Source organism: Pseudomonas gessardii, assembly GCF_001983165.1.
GTDB classification, from domain to species: domain Bacteria; phylum Pseudomonadota; class Gammaproteobacteria; order Pseudomonadales; family Pseudomonadaceae; genus Aquipseudomonas; species Aquipseudomonas gessardii.
Window position 1 is genome coordinate 272789 of sequence record NZ_MNPU01000001.1, and the last position, 14667, is coordinate 287455.

A 14667-nucleotide genomic window follows, 5' to 3' on the forward strand; every position below is an offset into this window, starting at 1 on the left:
TCTTTTGATCCTTGATCGCCTGCCATAAAAACAGCCCTATAACCGCCAGGAAATCGAACCATGAGACCCATTGCCCTGTTGCCCTTGATGTTGGTGGCGTCCCTGACCCAGGCCGCCGAAACGGTGAAAATCTACAACTGGTCGAGCTACATCGCGCCGGACACCACCAAGAACTTCCAGAAGGAAACCGGGATCGGTTTCAGCTATGACGTATACGACAGCAACGAGACCCTGGACGGCAAGTTGATGACCGGTAACTCGGGCTATGATGTGGTCTTTCCGTCCAACCACTTCATGGCCCGGCAGATCCAGGGCGGGGCCCTGAAAAAGCTCGACAAGCGCCAGTTGCCGAACTGGAAAAACCTCAACCCGGTGCTGCTCAAGGCCCTGCAAACCAACGATCCGGGGAATGAGCACGGCTTCCCGTACCTGTGGGGCAGTACCGGTATCGGCTACAACATCGACAAGGTCAAGGCAGTGTTGGGCGAGGATGCGCCGGTCGATTCCTGGGACTTGATCTTCAAGCCCGAGTACATGGAAAAACTCAGCAAATGCGGGGTGGCGATCCTCGACAACGGCCCGGAACTGCTGCCCATTGCCCTGAATTACCTGGGCTTGCCGCACCACAGCAAGAACCCCGAGGACTATAAAAAGGCCGAGGCGCTGCTGATCAAGGTGCGGCCGTATATCGCCTACTTCCACTCCTCGAAATACACCGGCGACCTGGCCAACGGCGATATCTGCGTGGCAGTGGGCTTCTCCGGTGACGTGCTACAGGCCGAAAGCCGCGCCAAGGAAGCCAAGAATGGCGTGAAGATCGGCTACAACATCCCCAAGGAAGGCGCTGCGATCTGGTTCGACATGGTCGCCATGCCCGCCGACGCCCCGGATGAGAAGGCCGGCTATGCCTTTATGAATTACCTGCTGCGCCCGGACGTGATGGCCGGCATCACCAACTTCGTGCACTACGCCAACGGCAACAGCGCCGCCGACAGCCTGGTGGACCCGCAGATCAAGGGTGACACCAAGGTGTACCCGAGCGAGGAAATGATGGGCAAGCTGTTCGCCCTCGAAGCCATGCCGATGAAGATCGACCGCATTCGCACGCGGACCTGGAACACCATCCGTACCGGGCGTTAGATACGTGTGACTGATCTACCGCCATCGCCGCGATGGCGGCAGGCCAGTCACCCTCGACCTCCCTATGGGTTATCCAGGTCATGCCCCAACGACTGGATAAACAACGAAAACAACTCCGGCTGCGACGAGATATCCAGCTTGGCGTACAGGTGGCGCCGATGCACCTTGACCGTGTCCGGCGAGATGCTCAGGCGTTCGGCCATGGCCTTGGATGAGAACCCGCGCAGTACCAGGCGGGCGATTTCCAGTTCGCGTTCGGACAGCACCCCACTGCCAAAATGGCTCAACGCATCGCGAATCTGGCTGGCCATGGCCGCGCCAGCCGGTGCGCGCCGGGTGCTCTGCTGCCAATGCTGCTGCATCAAGGGCAGCACCCACGCCGCCAGCAGCGTCAGTAGCCCGGTTTCTGTGGCGGTAAACACGCGCTGCATCCCCAAAGACAACGACAAAGTACCAACCCCGGGTAGCTGGAGGATGAATTGCACTTCATCCTCCAGCACATTGTCGTGAAAGTAATTGAGGAAGTACTCACTCTGGCGGAAATGATCCGGCGCCACCTCTTCCAGGCGATACACGCCACTGGCGTAGCCTTCGCGGCACGCCTGGAAGAATGGATCGAGCAGGTACAAGCCATTGAGGTACACCAGCATCGACGCCGGTTTGCTGGTGGGCTGCGCGTCGTACTCCTCCAGCGCCTGGGGCGGGCCGTCCATGGGGTAGAAGATCGCCAGGGCGTTGTCGAAGGCCAGGTTCTGGTGCAGCAGCAACACCAGTTGCTTCCAGAAACGCTCGGTGCCAATTTGCGACACGGTACGCCCCAGGCCCGCATGCATGCCGATTTCCCTGAACAGGCTCATGTGATGGGTTCCGATGGCTGAAAGATCGGCCAAGGGTTCGGCTTTTGCCCGATCCCGTCAAGGGGAGTACTCCAATAGGGGAATTGGCGGGCGCCGGCACAGCGCCTAGATTCCCTGGCATTCAACGGGAAACATATCCCGGGCCGGCTTTTTCTTTCGTTTCTGCCTCAAACCAGCTTTCCAATAAAAAGAATAAACAAGAGGATAACGATATGAGCGCAACCCCCACGCCTGACGGTGTGCTGAAACCTACCTTGAGTGTGTTCGATGTGGTGGCCATTACCGTTTCGGCGGTGACCCCGGCCAGTTCCGTCTTTGTCATTGCGCCGTTTGCGATCCAGCAAGCCGGCAGCGGGGTGTTCCTGGCGTTTGTCATGGCCGGGTTGCTCGCGCTGATGTTCGCCTTTTGCTACGCGGAACTGGGGCGCGCCCATAACAGTGCCGGCGGGGAGTATGTGTACGCCAAGCGCGTGTTTGGTGGCATGGCCGGCTACGCGACCTTCCTCACCGTGCTGGTGATGCTGCTGTTTATCCCGCCAGTACTGGCCACCGGCGCGGCAACCTACCTCAACAATGCCCTGGGCACGACATTCGATTCACAAACCGTGGCCCTGATGATCGTGGTGTGCAGTTACGCCCTGGGCATCCTCAATATCAAGCTCAATGCCTGGATCACCGGCACTTGCCTGCTGTTGGAAGTGGCGGCGTTGCTGGTGATCGTGTTTATCGGCTTCGGCAACCCGGTGCAGCCCGCCAGTGTGCTGTTCCAACCGCAGATCGTCGAAAACGGCGTGCTGCACCTGGCGCCCTGGGCCCTGGTGATCGGTGCGGTGGGCATCGGCCTGTTCTCGTTCAACGGCTACGGCCCGGCAGTGTTGCTGGCCGAAGACATGAAATGCGGCGGCAAGGGCGTGCACAAGGCGGTGCTGTGGTCCCTGGGCCTGGTGGTGGTGATCGAGCTGGTGCCGATCACTGCGCTGTTGATCGGCGCCCCGTCCCTGAGTGCGATGATCAGCAGCCCGGACCCCATCGGCTACCTGCTGACCAGCCATGGCAATGAAACCCTGTCACGCCTGGTCAGCGCCGGGATCTTCCTCTCGGTGTTCAACGCCATTGTCGCCATCGTGATCCAGATCGGCCGGGTGGTGTTCAGCAGTGGCCGCGATGCCCTGTGGACGCCGACCATCAACAAACTGTTCACCCGCATCCACCCGCGTTGGGATTCGCCATGGCTGGCCACGCTGTTCCTGGCGATCCCTTCGGCGCTGCTCAGCTTCAGCTCTAACCTGGCGGACCTGACGTCCTTCAGTGTGCTGTTGATCATGCTGGTGTACCTGATCGTCGCCCTGAGTGCGCTGATGAGCCGGGTGCTGTTGCGCGACCGCGAGCACCCGTACCGCATGCCCCTGTGGCCGGTGCCGGCGTTGCTGGCCGTGGCGGGCGCGGGTTATCTATTGTTCACCTTGTTTATCGCAGCCTCCCTGCGCGACATCATGATTATCATCGGCCTGCTGGCAATGTCGGTGATCCTGTATTGCATCAGCGGCCGGTCGAGTCCGGCGTTTCAGAAACTGTAAGGAGTGGTTATGCGCGCACGTCAATTGGGCATTACGTTGGGGCTGGGCACGCCCGGCGAATTGAATGCGATTACCGACGTCCCCGGGGTTCGGGTCGGCCACAGCACGCTCAAGGCGCAGATCGACGGCAAGCAAGTGCGTACCGGGGTCACGCTGATCCAGCCGCGGGCCGGCGCGGCGCGGCTACAGCCGTGTTTTGCCGGGTATCACGTGCTCAATGGCAACGGCGACGCCACCGGCCTGGAATGGATCGGCGAAGCCGGGTTGCTGACCACGCCCCTGGCGATCACCAATACCCACAGTATCGGGATTGTGCGCGACACCCTGATAGCCCTGGAGCGCGACAGCCTGGACGATCCTGCGGTGTATTGGTGCATGCCGGTGGTGATGGAGACCTATGACGGCCTGCTCAACGATATCTGGGGCCAGCACGTTGGCCCGGAGCATGTGCTCCAGGCCATGGCCAGCGCTGAATCCGGCCCGGTGCAGGAGGGCGCCGTGGGCGGCGGCACCGGGATGATCTGCCATGAGTTCAAGGGCGGCATCGGCAGCGCTTCACGCAAGTTACCGGCGGAGCAGGGCGGTTGGACCGTTGGCGTGCTGGTGCAGGCCAACCACGGCAAGCGCCAGGAACTGCGGGTGGATGGCTATCCGGTGGGGCGCCACTTGATGGACATTGCCTCGCCGTTTGCCGGGCGGGGCACGCCGGGCATGGGCTCCATCGTGGTGATTATCGCCACCGACGCACCGTTACTGCCGCACCAGTGCCAGCGCCTGGCGCAACGTGCCTCCATCGGCATCGCCCGCACCGGCGGCGGGACCGAGGATTCCAGTGGCGATCTGTTCCTGGCGTTTGCCACCGGCAACCATGATCTGCCACCGGCAGATTATGGGCGCAAGGACCTGCCCCTCAGTACGGCGCTGAGCATGGTCAATAACGATCATATTTCGCCCTTGTTCAGTGCGGCAGCAGAGGCGGTGGAAGAGGCCATTATCAATGCAATCCTCGCCGGGGAGGACATGACCACCGCCGATGGCGTACGGGTGCCGGGGCTGGAGGGGCAGACGCTGCTAGAGGCCCTGCGCCAGACGGGGTGGCGTGGCTAGTCTTGAGATCGCTATCGCCGGCTTGCCGGTGATAGCGGCCGACAATAAAGCAGCTGCTATTTAATATATCCCAATGACACGGTGGCACTTTATAAGTGCGCCCCTATCAATGTATTGGATCCATTCCGCATTAAAGTGTGACCTGTCTGGCATTTAAGTGTTTAGCACTATTTAATATTTAAATAGCCGGCTTCCCGTCACCCAGCCCATAAAAAAGAATATAAACACTTAATTCCCAATGTTTGCAGGCGTTATTCCTTGCACGTACTTTTCCAACAAAAAAAATACTGGACGTGTGATTTAAAATTGTGTCAGTTTTCTTTCGCCTTCATAAGAGGCGAGTGATAGGACGATCTCGCCAGAGAGCGTCATATCGGACAAAAACTGTTCCACTTGCAAACAAGGAAGTACGTTTATGTCGAAAGTAAAAGAGAAAGCTATTGTCTCGGCAGCTCAAACAAGTAGTGCCTATTCGCAAATCGATAGCTTTAGCCACTTGTATGACCGTGGCGGCAACCTCACGGTCAATGGCAAACCTTCATTCTCTGTCGACCAGGCAGCCGACCATTTGCTGCGCGAAAACGCAGCCTACCGGGACGTTGACGGTAACGGCATCATCGATCTGACCTACACCTTCCTGACGTCGGCCTCCCAGGCGACCATGAACAAGCATGGCATCACCGGGTTCAGCCAGTTCAGCAACCTGCAAAAAGGCCAGGCCGTACTGGCCATGCAATCCTGGGCCGATGTGGCCAAGGTTACTTTCACCGAGAAAGCCTCGGGCGGTGACTTCCACATGACCTTCGGCAACTACAGCGGGGGCCAGGATGGCGCCGCAGCCTTTGCCTACCTGCCCGGCACCAATGACAAGTACCACACGAGTGGCACGGATGGCACCTCGTGGTACCTGATCAACAACAGCTACACCGCCAACATCAACCCGGGCCTGAACAACTACGGACGCCAGACCCTGACCCACGAGATCGGCCATACCCTGGGCCTGGACCACCCTGGCGACTACAACGCCGGGACCGGCAACCCGTCTTACCGAGACGCGGATTACGGCCAGGACACCCGTGGCTACAGCGTCATGAGCTACTGGAGTGAGTTCAACACCAACCAGAACTTCACCAAGGGCGGGGTAGAGGCTTATGCATCCGGCCCGCTGATCGACGATATCGCGGCGATCCAGAAGCTCTACGGCGCCAACTACAACACCCGTGCCGGTGACACCACCTACGGCTTCAACTCCAACACCGGGCGCGACCACCTCAGCGCCACTTCCAATGCCGACAAGCTGGTGTTCTCGGTGTGGGACGGCGGCGGCAACGACACCCTGGACTTCTCCGGCTTTACCCAGAACCAGAAAATCAACCTCAACGAGACCTCGTTCTCTGATGTGGGTGGCCTGGTGGGTAACGTGTCGATCGCCCAGGGCGTGACCGTGGAAAACGCCTTGGGTGGTTCGGGCAACGATCTGCTGATCGGCAATGCGGTGGCCAACACCCTCAAGGGTGGGGCCGGCAATGACCTGATCTATGGCGGGGGCGGGGCCGACAAACTGTGGGGCGGCGCGGGTTCGGACACCTTTGTGTTCGGGGCCAGCTCCGACTCCAAGCCGGGCGCGGCCGATCAGATCCTCGACTTTACCTCGGGTTCGGACAAGATCGACCTGACCGGCATCACCAATGGCAGCGGCCTGCATTTCGTCAACGCCTTCACGGGCGCTGCCGGCGATGCGGTGCTGACGTATGCCTCGGGCACCAACCTGGGCACGTTGGCGGTGGACTTCTCCGGGCACGGCGTGGCGGATTTCCTCGTCACCACCGTGGGCCAGGCGGCGTACAGCGACATCGTGGCGTGATCAAGGCGTAACGAAGGGCGGCGCCCTGGCGCTGCTCTTTCCTTGCGAAAGCCCCGTAAACAGGTAATGGTGATGACTATTTTTCGCAACGCAATCGCCTGGTTGATCCCGGCATTGCTCGTGTCGGCAGGAGCCAACGCAATGGCAAGCAGTCTTGTTTTACCCAGCCCCGCGCAACTGGCCGGGCACTGGCAATTACGCCAGCAAGGGCAGGTCTGCAAGCTGGATCTGATCGCCCAACCCAACGCGGTGGCCGGTGACATTGGCTGTGCGCAACAGTGGCTGGAGCAAACCCCCGTGACCTGGCTGCCCACCCCGGATGGCATATGGTTGATGAATGCCGAGGGCACAGGGATTACCCATTTAAACCGGCAGAAAGATGGTGAGTATACTGCCACTTCCAAGTCTGGATTAACCCTGGTATTGCAACGTACGCAGTAACTGAATATAACGGCTATATCGTTATAACCGTTGCACCTGGCGTTATTTGTTGAAAGTGACAGTTATTTGCCTGTCACTTTGGGTGCACTTATCACGATTGAAATAGTTGCCTGCCCCATTATGGAGCGCCGGGCAGACTGTTGTGCGTATTCCAACCCTGGGAAGATCAAGAAACATGGCGAAGACCACTCCCGCTGCACCGCTGTTTAAAGCCCTTGGCGATTATAAAAGTATCTTGATCAGCGTCGGTTTTTTCACCGCGCTGATCAACCTGCTGATGCTGGTGCCATCCATTTATATGCTGCAAGTCTATGACCGGGTCCTGTCATCGCAGAACGAAACCACCCTGGTGATGCTAACCCTGATGGTGGTGGGGTTCTTTGCCTTTATCGGCACCCTGGAAGTGGTGCGCAGTTTTATTGTGATCCGCATCGGCAGCCAGTTGGAGCGGCGCTTCAACCTGCAGGTGTACAAGGCCGCCTTCGAGCGCAACCTGCAACGGGGCGAGGGCCACGCCGGGCAATCCCTGGGGGATTTGACCCATATCCGCCAGTTCCTCACGGGGCCGGCGCTGTTTGCGTTCTTTGATGCGCCGTGGTTTCCGATCTATCTGCTGGTGATCTTCCTGTTCAACGTGTGGCTGGGGGTGTTGGCCACGGCCGGTGCGGTGCTGTTGATCGCCCTGGCATGCCTCAACGAATACCTGACCAAAAAACCGCTGCGCGAAGCCAGTGGCTATTCCCAGCAGTCCACCCAATTGGCCACCAGCCACTTGCATAATGCCGAGACCATCCAGGCCATGGGCATGTTGGGGGCGCTGCGCAGTCGCTGGTTCCAGGTGCATTCGCGCTTTCTCGGCTTGCAGAACCAGGCCAGTGACACCGGCTCGGTGATCAGCTCCCTGAGCAAATCCCTGCGCCTGCTCCTGCAGTCCCTGGTGCTGGGGCTGGGCGCCTTGCTGGTGATCAAGGGCCAGATGACGGCCGGGATGATGATCGCCGGCACCATCCTGATGGGCCGGGTGTTGAGCCCGATCGACCAGTTGATCGCGGTGTGGAAACAATGGAGCTCGGCCAAGCTGGCCTATCAACGCCTGGATGAGCTGTTGCAGGAATTCCCGCCCGGGGCCCAGGCCATGGCATTGCCGGCGCCCAAGGGCCAGGTGAGTTTCGAGCAGGTCAGTGCCGGCCCACCGGGGCGGCGGGTGGCGACCTTGCATCAGGTCAGCTTCAACCTGGCGGCCGGCGAAGTGCTGGGGGTATTGGGGGCCTCCGGCTCCGGCAAGTCGACCCTGGCGCGGGTACTGGTGGGCGTCTGGCCAACCCTGGCCGGCACGGTGCGCCTGGACGGTGCCGATATCCATCGCTGGGACCGTGACGACCTCGGCCCCCATATCGGCTACTTGCCCCAGGACATCGAACTGTTCAGCGGCAGCATCGCCGACAACATTGCGCGTTTTCGCCAGGCGGATCCCGAGCAGGTCGTGCAGGCCGCCCAGCAAGCCGGCGTACATGACCTGATCCTGCGCTTGCCCCACGGCTACGACACGGTCCTGGGCGATGACGGCAGCGGCCTGTCCGGCGGGCAGAAGCAACGGGTGGCCCTGGCCCGGGCCTTGTATGGCGGGCCGCGCCTGATTGTGCTCGACGAACCCAATTCCAACCTCGACACCGTGGGCGAGGCCGCCCTGGCCAGTGCCATCATGCAGATGAAAGCCCAGGGCGCCAGCGTGATCCTGGTGACCCACCGTTCTTCCGCCCTGGCCCAGGCCGACAAGCTGCTGGTGCTCAACGAAGGCCGCCTGCAAGCGTTTGGCCCCAGCCAGGAGGTACTGCGGGCACTGTCCGGCCCGCAGGAGCCACCCCGTGAAAAGGCCGGCGTCAGTTTGAACCGTCAATATCCTGCGGCAAGGAATCCAGGCCAATGAGTACCGATGACAGCCTGCCTCTTGAGCAGACCTTTCCCGAGCGCGATGCGCGCTTTTTTGCCCGTCTGGGCTGGTTGATGACCGTGCTCGGTGCCGGTGGCTTTTTCCTGTGGGCCAGCCTGGCGCCGCTGGACCAGGGCATTGCGGTGCAGGGGACGGTGGTGGTGTCCGGCAAGCGCAAGGCCGTGCAAACCTTAAGCCCTGGCGTGGTCAGCCGGATTCTGGTGCGCGAAGGCGAGGTGGTGAAACAGGGCCAGCCGTTGTTTCGCCTCGACCAGACCCAAAGCCAGGCCGACGTGCACTCCCTGCAAGCCCAGTACCGCATGGCCTGGGCCAGCGTCGCCCGCTGGCAGAGCGAGCGCGACAGCTTGCCCGCGGTGATCTTTCCCGCCGAGCTGAGTACCTCCCCCGATCCGGCCCTGGCCCTGGTGCTTGAAGGCCAGCGCCAGCTGTTCAGCAGCCGGCGCGATGCCTTTGCCCGCGAGCAATCCGGGATCCGCGCCAGTATCGAAGGCGCCAGCGCCCAGCTCAACGGCATGCGCCGCGCCCGCACCGACCTCAGCGCCCAGGCCCAATCCCTGCGTGACCAGTTGAGCAACCTGCAACCCTTGGCCGACAACGGCTATATCCCGCGCAACCGCCTGCTGGAGTACCAGCGCCAGTTGTCCCAGGTGCAACAGGACCTGGCGCAGAACAGCGGCGAAAGCGGGCGGATCGAGCAAGGTATTCTCGAATCGCGCCTCAAGTTGCAGCAGCACAGCGAGGAATACCAGAAGGAAGTGCGCAGCCAGTTGGCCGACGCACAACTGCGCAGCCTGACCCTGGAGCAGCAACTGACTTCCGCCGGCTTCGACCTGCAACACAGTGAAATCAACGCGCCGGCCGATGGCATCGCGGTCAACCTCGGGGTGCATACCGAGGGTGCCGTGGTGCGGGCCGGGGAAACCCTGCTGGAAATCGTGCCCCAGGACACGCGCCTGGAAGTCGAAGGGCGCCTGCCGGTCAACCTGGTGGACAAGGTGGGCAGCCATCTGCCGGTCGATATTCTGTTCACCGCCTTCAACCAGAGCCGTACGCCTCGGGTGCCGGGGGAGGTGAGCCTGATCTCTGCCGACCAGTTGCTCGATGAAAAAACCGGGGCACCGTACTACGTGCTGCGCACCACGGTCAGCGACGCCGCCCTGGAGCAACTCCAGGGCCTGGTGATCAAGCCGGGCATGCCCGCCGAGATGTTTGTGCGTACCGGCGAGCGCTCGTTGCTCAACTACCTGTTCAAGCCGCTGCTCGACCGTGCCGGCTCGGCGTTGACCGAGGAATGAGCATGAAGCCTGTGTTCATCGCCTTGTTCCTCGCCTGCAGCAGTGCCCAGGCCGCCATGGGCCCGTTCGATGTGTATGAACAGGCCCTGCGTAACGATCCGGTGTTCCTTGGCGCAATCAAGGAACGTGACGCCGGCCTGGAAAACCGCACCATCGGCCGCGCCGGCCTGCTGCCCCGGCTGTCCTACAACTACAACAAGGGCCGCAACAACTCCCAGGCCACCTTGCCCGACAACCGTGGCGGGACCTACCGCGACGACCGCAACTACAACAGCTACGGCTCGACCTTCACCCTGCAACAGCCGCTGTTCGACTACGAAGCCTATGCCAACTACCGCAAGGGCGTGGCCCAGGCGCTGTTTGCCGACGAGAACTTTCGCGACAAGAGCCAGGCGTTGTTGGTCCGGGTGCTGACCTATTACACCCAGGCCCTGTTCGCCCAGGACCAGATCGATATCGCCCGGGCGAAGAAGAAGGCCTTCGAGCAACAGTTCCAGCAGAACCAGCATTTGTTCCAGCGAGGCGAGGGCACCCGCACCGACATTCTGGAGGCCGAATCCCGCTATGAGCTGGCCACCGCCGAAGAGATCCAGGCCCTCGACGAGCAGGATGCGTCCCTGCGCGAACTGGGGGCGTTGCTCGGTGTGCAGAGCGTCAATATCGCTGACCTGGCCCCCCTGAACCAGGACTTTGCCGCCTTCACCCTGACACCGGCCAACTACGACAGCTGGCATGAACTGGCGTTGACCAACAACCCGAGCCTGGCCTCCCAGCGCCAGGCCGTGGAAGTGGCGCGCTACGAGGTGGAGCGCAACCGTGCCGGGCACTTGCCGCGCATCAGCGCGTACGCCAGTTCGCGCAAGCAGGAATCTGAGAGCGGCAACACCTACAACCAGCGCTACGACACCAACACCATCGGCATTGAAGTCAGTGTGCCGCTGTATGCCGGGGGCGGCGTATCGGCCTCTACCCGCCAGGCCAGTCGTTCCATGGAACAGGCCGAGTATGAACTGGAGGGCAAGACCCGCGAGACCCTGATCGAACTGCGGCGCCAGTTCAGCGCCTGCCTGTCGGGGGTGAGCAAGCTGCGCGCCTATCAAAAGGCCCTGGCCTCCGCCGAAGCGCTGGTGGTGTCGACCAAGCAAAGCATCCTCGGCGGCGAGCGCGTCAACCTCGACGCTCTCAACGCCGAACAGCAGCTGTACAGCACCCGTCGCGACCTGGCCCAGGCCCGTTACGACTACCTGATGGCCTGGACCAAATTGCATTACTACGCGGGCAACTTGCGTGACACCGACCTGGCCAAGGTCGATGAAGCCTTCGGCCCGGCCCAACGCTGACCCTGTAGGCGCCAGCGCCTACAGGGGGGTAACAAACACAATAAAAAGAGGAAGGATCCGTGAACGCAAAACACCGAGGCTATCACTGCGCCATGTTGTGTGGGCTGGCCAGCCTGGGCACCGTCCAGGCTGCGCCCTATGTGGAAACCGGCAAGCTGGGCGACCCCGCCAGTTGGCGCTCGGCGGAGTATCAAAGGGATTGGGGCCTGGGGCGCATGCAAGCCGATCAGGCCTATGCCGCGGGGATCAGCGGGGCCGGGGTGAAGATCGGCGCGCTGGACTCGGGCTTCGATGCCAGCCACCCGGAGGCCTCCCCGCAGCGCTTCCACCCGGTGACCGCCAGCGGCACTTATGGGGATGGCAGCCCGTTTTCCACCACTGGTGCGCTGAACCCTAACAACGATTCCCACGGCACCCACGTCACCGGCACCATGGCCGCTGCGCGTGACGGCGCGGGGATGCATGGCGTGGCGTATAACGCGCAACTGTATGTAGGCAACACCAACGCCAACGACAGCTTCCTGTTTGGCCCGACGCCCGACCCCAGGTATTTCAAGGCGGTGTACAACGCCATGGTCGATTCCGGGGTGCGTGCGATCAATAACAGTTGGGGCAGCCAGCCCAAGGATGTCAGCTACCAGACCCTGGCCGGCCTGCACGCGGCCTACGCGCAACACTTCAACCAGGGCACCTGGCTGGACGCGGCCGCCGATGTGGCCCGGGCCGGGGTGATCAATGTGTTCAGCGCCGGCAACAGCGGTTATGCCAATGCCAGCGTCCGTTCGGCCTTGCCGTACTTTGAACCTGAGTTGGAAGGCCACTGGCTGGCGGTGTCGGGCCTGGACAAGGCCAATAACCAGAGATACAACCAGTGCGGCATCGCCAAGTACTGGTGCATTTCCACCCCTGGTGCGCTGATTGACAGCACCATTCCCGGCGGCGGCTATGGGGTCAAGTCCGGCACCTCGATGTCGGCGCCCCATGCCACGGGCGCCCTGGCGCTGGTGATGGAGCGCTACCCATACTTGAACAACGAGCAGGCCTTGCAGGTGTTGCTGACGACGGCCACGCAGCTGGACGGTTCACTGACCGTCGCGCCGACCGCCAAGGTTGGCTGGGGCGTGCCGGATCTCGGCCGGGCGATGCATGGCCCGGGGCAGTTGCTGGGGGCCATGGACGTCAACCTGGCGGCCGGGCAGGGCGATGTGTGGAGCAATGGCATCTCCGACCAGGCGCTGCTGCAGCGCCAGGCCGAAGACACTGCCGAGCACCTGGCCTGGCAGCAGACCCTCAAGGACAAGGGCTGGGAACAGGGGCTTCGCGCCGGTGCCAGCCAGCAGGAGCAGACCGACTATGCGGTGGGCATGGCCCGGGATGCGGCGGCGGCCCAGCGTATTTACCAGGGCAGCCTGATCAAGTCCGGCGCCGGCAGCCTGGTGCTCAGCGGCGACAGCACTTATCGCGGCCCGACCACAGTCAATGGCGGCGTGTTGAAGGTCGATGGCTCGCTGACCTCGGCGGTCACGGTGAATGCCGGTGGCACCTTGGGCGGCTCCGGGCGCATCGGCGCATTGCAGGCCAATAGCGGCAGCCTGGTCGCGCCGGGCAATTCCATCGGCACCTTGAACGTGGCCGGGGATGTGCGCTTTGACGCTGGTTCCACCTATGCGGTGGAGCTGTCGAACGCCAGCAGCGACCGTATCGTCGCGGGCGGCAAGGCCACCCTCAACGGCGGCACGGTGACCCTGGCCCTGGAAAACAGCCCGAGCCTGCTCAGCCAGCCCCAGGCGCAAAGCCTGCTTGGCCGCCAGTACAACATCCTGCAAGCGGCGGGCGGGATCACCGGCAGCTTTGGCGCGGTACTGCCCAACTACCTGTTCCTTGGCGGCAACCTCGACTACGCGGCCAACGGCGTGCAACTGGCTATCGCGCGCAATGACGCGAGCTTTGCCAGCGTCGCGGCAACGCGCAATCAGCGCGCCGTGGCCGCCGCGGCCGAGCAACTGGGCGCCGGCAACCCGGTGTATGAAAGCGTGCTGGGTAGCGACTCTGCAGGGGTGGCCCGCCAGGCCTTCCAGCAGCTGTCTGGCGAGATCTACCCGGCGGTTGGTGCGCTGTTGATCAATGACAGCCGGCATGTGCGCGATGCCGTCGGTGAGCGCCTGCGCCATGTGCCCGCCACGGGCGAAAGCAACCTCTGGGTCAAGGCCCTCGGTGCCTGGGGCAAGGCCGACAGCCGCAGCGAATATGCCGGTTCCACCCGTTCCGTCGGCGGCATGCTGGCCGGTGTCGATGGCCAGTGGGACGACCAGACCCGCGTCGGCGTGCTGGCGGGCTACAGCAACAGCTCGCTGAACATGGGCGATGGCACGCACTCGTCGGCGGATGTCGACAGCTACCACCTGGGCACTTATGCCGGGCGTGAATTGGGCCACTGGCGCATCAGCGCGGGCGGCGCCTACAGCTGGCATCGCGGCGATGTGCAGCGCGACCTGCAATACGGCCAAGTCAGCGCCAAGCAAAAAGCCAAGCTGGATGCCCGCAGCGTGCAGGTGTTCACCGAGGCCGCCTACCGCCTGAACCTGCAAGCCGTGGCCCTGGAGCCTTTCGCCAACCTGGCCTATGTGCACCTGGACAGCGAACGCTTCCACGAAACAGGCGATGGCGCGGCGTTGCAGCGTGGCAGCGATCGCCGTGACGCCACCCTCGGCACCCTGGGCCTGCGCGCCCTGAAAAACCTGCCTCTCAATGAGCACCAGCAACTGGAGCTTTCCGGTTCCCTGGGCTGGCAGCACAGCCTGTCGCCAGTGGAGTCCGAGGAACACCTGGCCTTTGTCGCGGGCGGCCCGTCGTTTGCCGTGCGCAGCACCCCGTTGCAGCGCGATGCGGCGTTGCTGGGCTTGAAGGCCAGCCTGGCGCTGAGCCAGGCCACACGGGTCAACCTCGATTACAACGGGCAACTGGGTTCAAAGGAAAAGAACCAAGGCGTGGGCCTGAGCCTCGACTGGCAGTTCTGAGTCGGCGCCAACAAAAAGAACAACAAACGCAACAAAACTAAGGAAGGTCACCGTGAACGTAAAACAACGAGGGTTTCA

General features: G+C 62.2%; 10 protein-coding genes. 9 read left to right on the plus strand and 1 reads right to left on the minus strand.

The window, feature by feature from the left end; all coding sequences use genetic code 11:
- Nucleotides 1–60 precede the first annotated feature (60 nt).
- A complete protein-coding gene (locus BLL38_RS01165; RefSeq protein ID WP_076960927.1) occupies nucleotides 61–1140 on the plus strand; it encodes a polyamine ABC transporter substrate-binding protein in 1080 nt (359 codons plus the stop codon).
- A 62-nt stretch (nucleotides 1141–1202) separates the two neighbouring features.
- Here BLL38_RS01165 and BLL38_RS01170 read toward each other — a convergent pair whose 3' ends face one another.
- Nucleotides 1203–1997 carry a helix-turn-helix transcriptional regulator gene (locus BLL38_RS01170; RefSeq protein ID WP_076960928.1) on the minus strand — a complete coding sequence of 265 codons (795 nt, stop codon included), beginning with the start codon at nucleotides 1995–1997 and terminating at the stop codon, nucleotides 1203–1205.
- 212 nt (nucleotides 1998–2209) lie between these two features.
- On the opposite strand from BLL38_RS01170, the gene BLL38_RS01175 reads away from it, so the two are divergent.
- The 8 genes from BLL38_RS01175 to eprS all read left to right on the plus strand — a co-directional run bounded on the left by BLL38_RS01175 (nucleotide 2210) and on the right by eprS (nucleotide 14589).
- Entirely contained in the window at nucleotides 2210–3574 is a 1365-nt protein-coding gene (locus BLL38_RS01175) for an APC family permease (RefSeq protein WP_076960929.1), read from the plus strand.
- A 9-nt stretch (nucleotides 3575–3583) separates the two neighbouring features.
- Nucleotides 3584–4681, plus strand: coding sequence for a DmpA family aminopeptidase (locus BLL38_RS01180; RefSeq protein WP_076960930.1), 1098 nt, complete (start codon nucleotides 3584–3586; stop codon nucleotides 4679–4681).
- Nucleotides 4682–5096: 415 nt separating this feature from the next.
- A complete protein-coding gene (locus BLL38_RS01185; protein ID WP_076960931.1) occupies nucleotides 5097–6545 on the plus strand; it encodes a serralysin family metalloprotease in 1449 nt (482 codons plus the stop codon).
- Between the two features lie 72 nt (nucleotides 6546–6617).
- On the plus strand, nucleotides 6618–6986 hold the full coding sequence (locus BLL38_RS01190; protein ID WP_076960932.1) for an AprI/Inh family metalloprotease inhibitor: 369 nt from the start codon (nucleotides 6618–6620) through the stop codon (nucleotides 6984–6986).
- 175 nt (nucleotides 6987–7161) lie between these two features.
- Entirely contained in the window at nucleotides 7162–8913 is a 1752-nt protein-coding gene (locus BLL38_RS01195) for a type I secretion system permease/ATPase (RefSeq protein WP_076960933.1), read from the plus strand.
- A complete protein-coding gene (locus BLL38_RS01200; RefSeq protein WP_076960934.1) occupies nucleotides 8910–10232 on the plus strand; it encodes an HlyD family type I secretion periplasmic adaptor subunit in 1323 nt (440 codons plus the stop codon). The genes BLL38_RS01195 and BLL38_RS01200 overlap by 4 nt, the downstream gene beginning before the upstream one ends.
- 2 nt (nucleotides 10233–10234) lie before the next feature.
- The gene (locus BLL38_RS01205; RefSeq protein WP_076960935.1) at nucleotides 10235–11572 is read left to right on the plus strand and encodes a TolC family outer membrane protein; all 1338 of its coding nucleotides are present in this window, start codon (nucleotides 10235–10237) and stop codon (nucleotides 11570–11572) included.
- Nucleotides 11573–11664: 92 nt separating this feature from the next.
- Nucleotides 11665–14589 (plus strand): autotransporter serine peptidase EprS, encoded by a 2925-nt coding sequence (gene eprS, locus BLL38_RS01210; protein ID WP_076960936.1) that lies wholly within the window; start codon nucleotides 11665–11667, stop codon nucleotides 14587–14589.
- Nucleotides 14590–14667 lie beyond the last annotated feature (78 nt).

Bases quoted from the DNA above. Each gene is read 5' to 3' on its own strand.
- BLL38_RS01200 (WP_076960934.1), top strand. From the start codon at position 8,910: ATGAGTACCGATGACAGCCTGCCTCTTGAGCAGACCTTTCCCGAGCGC.
- BLL38_RS01190 (WP_076960932.1), top strand. From the start codon at position 6,618: ATGACTATTTTTCGCAACGCAATCGCCTGGTTGATCCCGGCATTGCTC.
- BLL38_RS01185 (WP_076960931.1), top strand. From the start codon at position 5,097: ATGTCGAAAGTAAAAGAGAAAGCTATTGTCTCGGCAGCTCAAACAAGT.
- BLL38_RS01175 (WP_076960929.1), top strand. From the start codon at position 2,210: ATGAGCGCAACCCCCACGCCTGACGGTGTGCTGAAACCTACCTTGAGT.
- BLL38_RS01180 (WP_076960930.1), top strand. From the start codon at position 3,584: ATGCGCGCACGTCAATTGGGCATTACGTTGGGGCTGGGCACGCCCGGC.
- eprS (WP_076960936.1), top strand. From the start codon at position 11,665: ATGTTGTGTGGGCTGGCCAGCCTGGGCACCGTCCAGGCTGCGCCCTAT.
- BLL38_RS01165 (WP_076960927.1), top strand. From the start codon at position 61: ATGAGACCCATTGCCCTGTTGCCCTTGATGTTGGTGGCGTCCCTGACC.
- BLL38_RS01195 (WP_076960933.1), top strand. From the start codon at position 7,162: ATGGCGAAGACCACTCCCGCTGCACCGCTGTTTAAAGCCCTTGGCGAT.
- BLL38_RS01205 (WP_076960935.1), top strand. From the start codon at position 10,235: ATGAAGCCTGTGTTCATCGCCTTGTTCCTCGCCTGCAGCAGTGCCCAG.
- BLL38_RS01170 (WP_076960928.1), bottom strand. From the start codon at position 1,997: ATGAGCCTGTTCAGGGAAATCGGCATGCATGCGGGCCTGGGGCGTACC.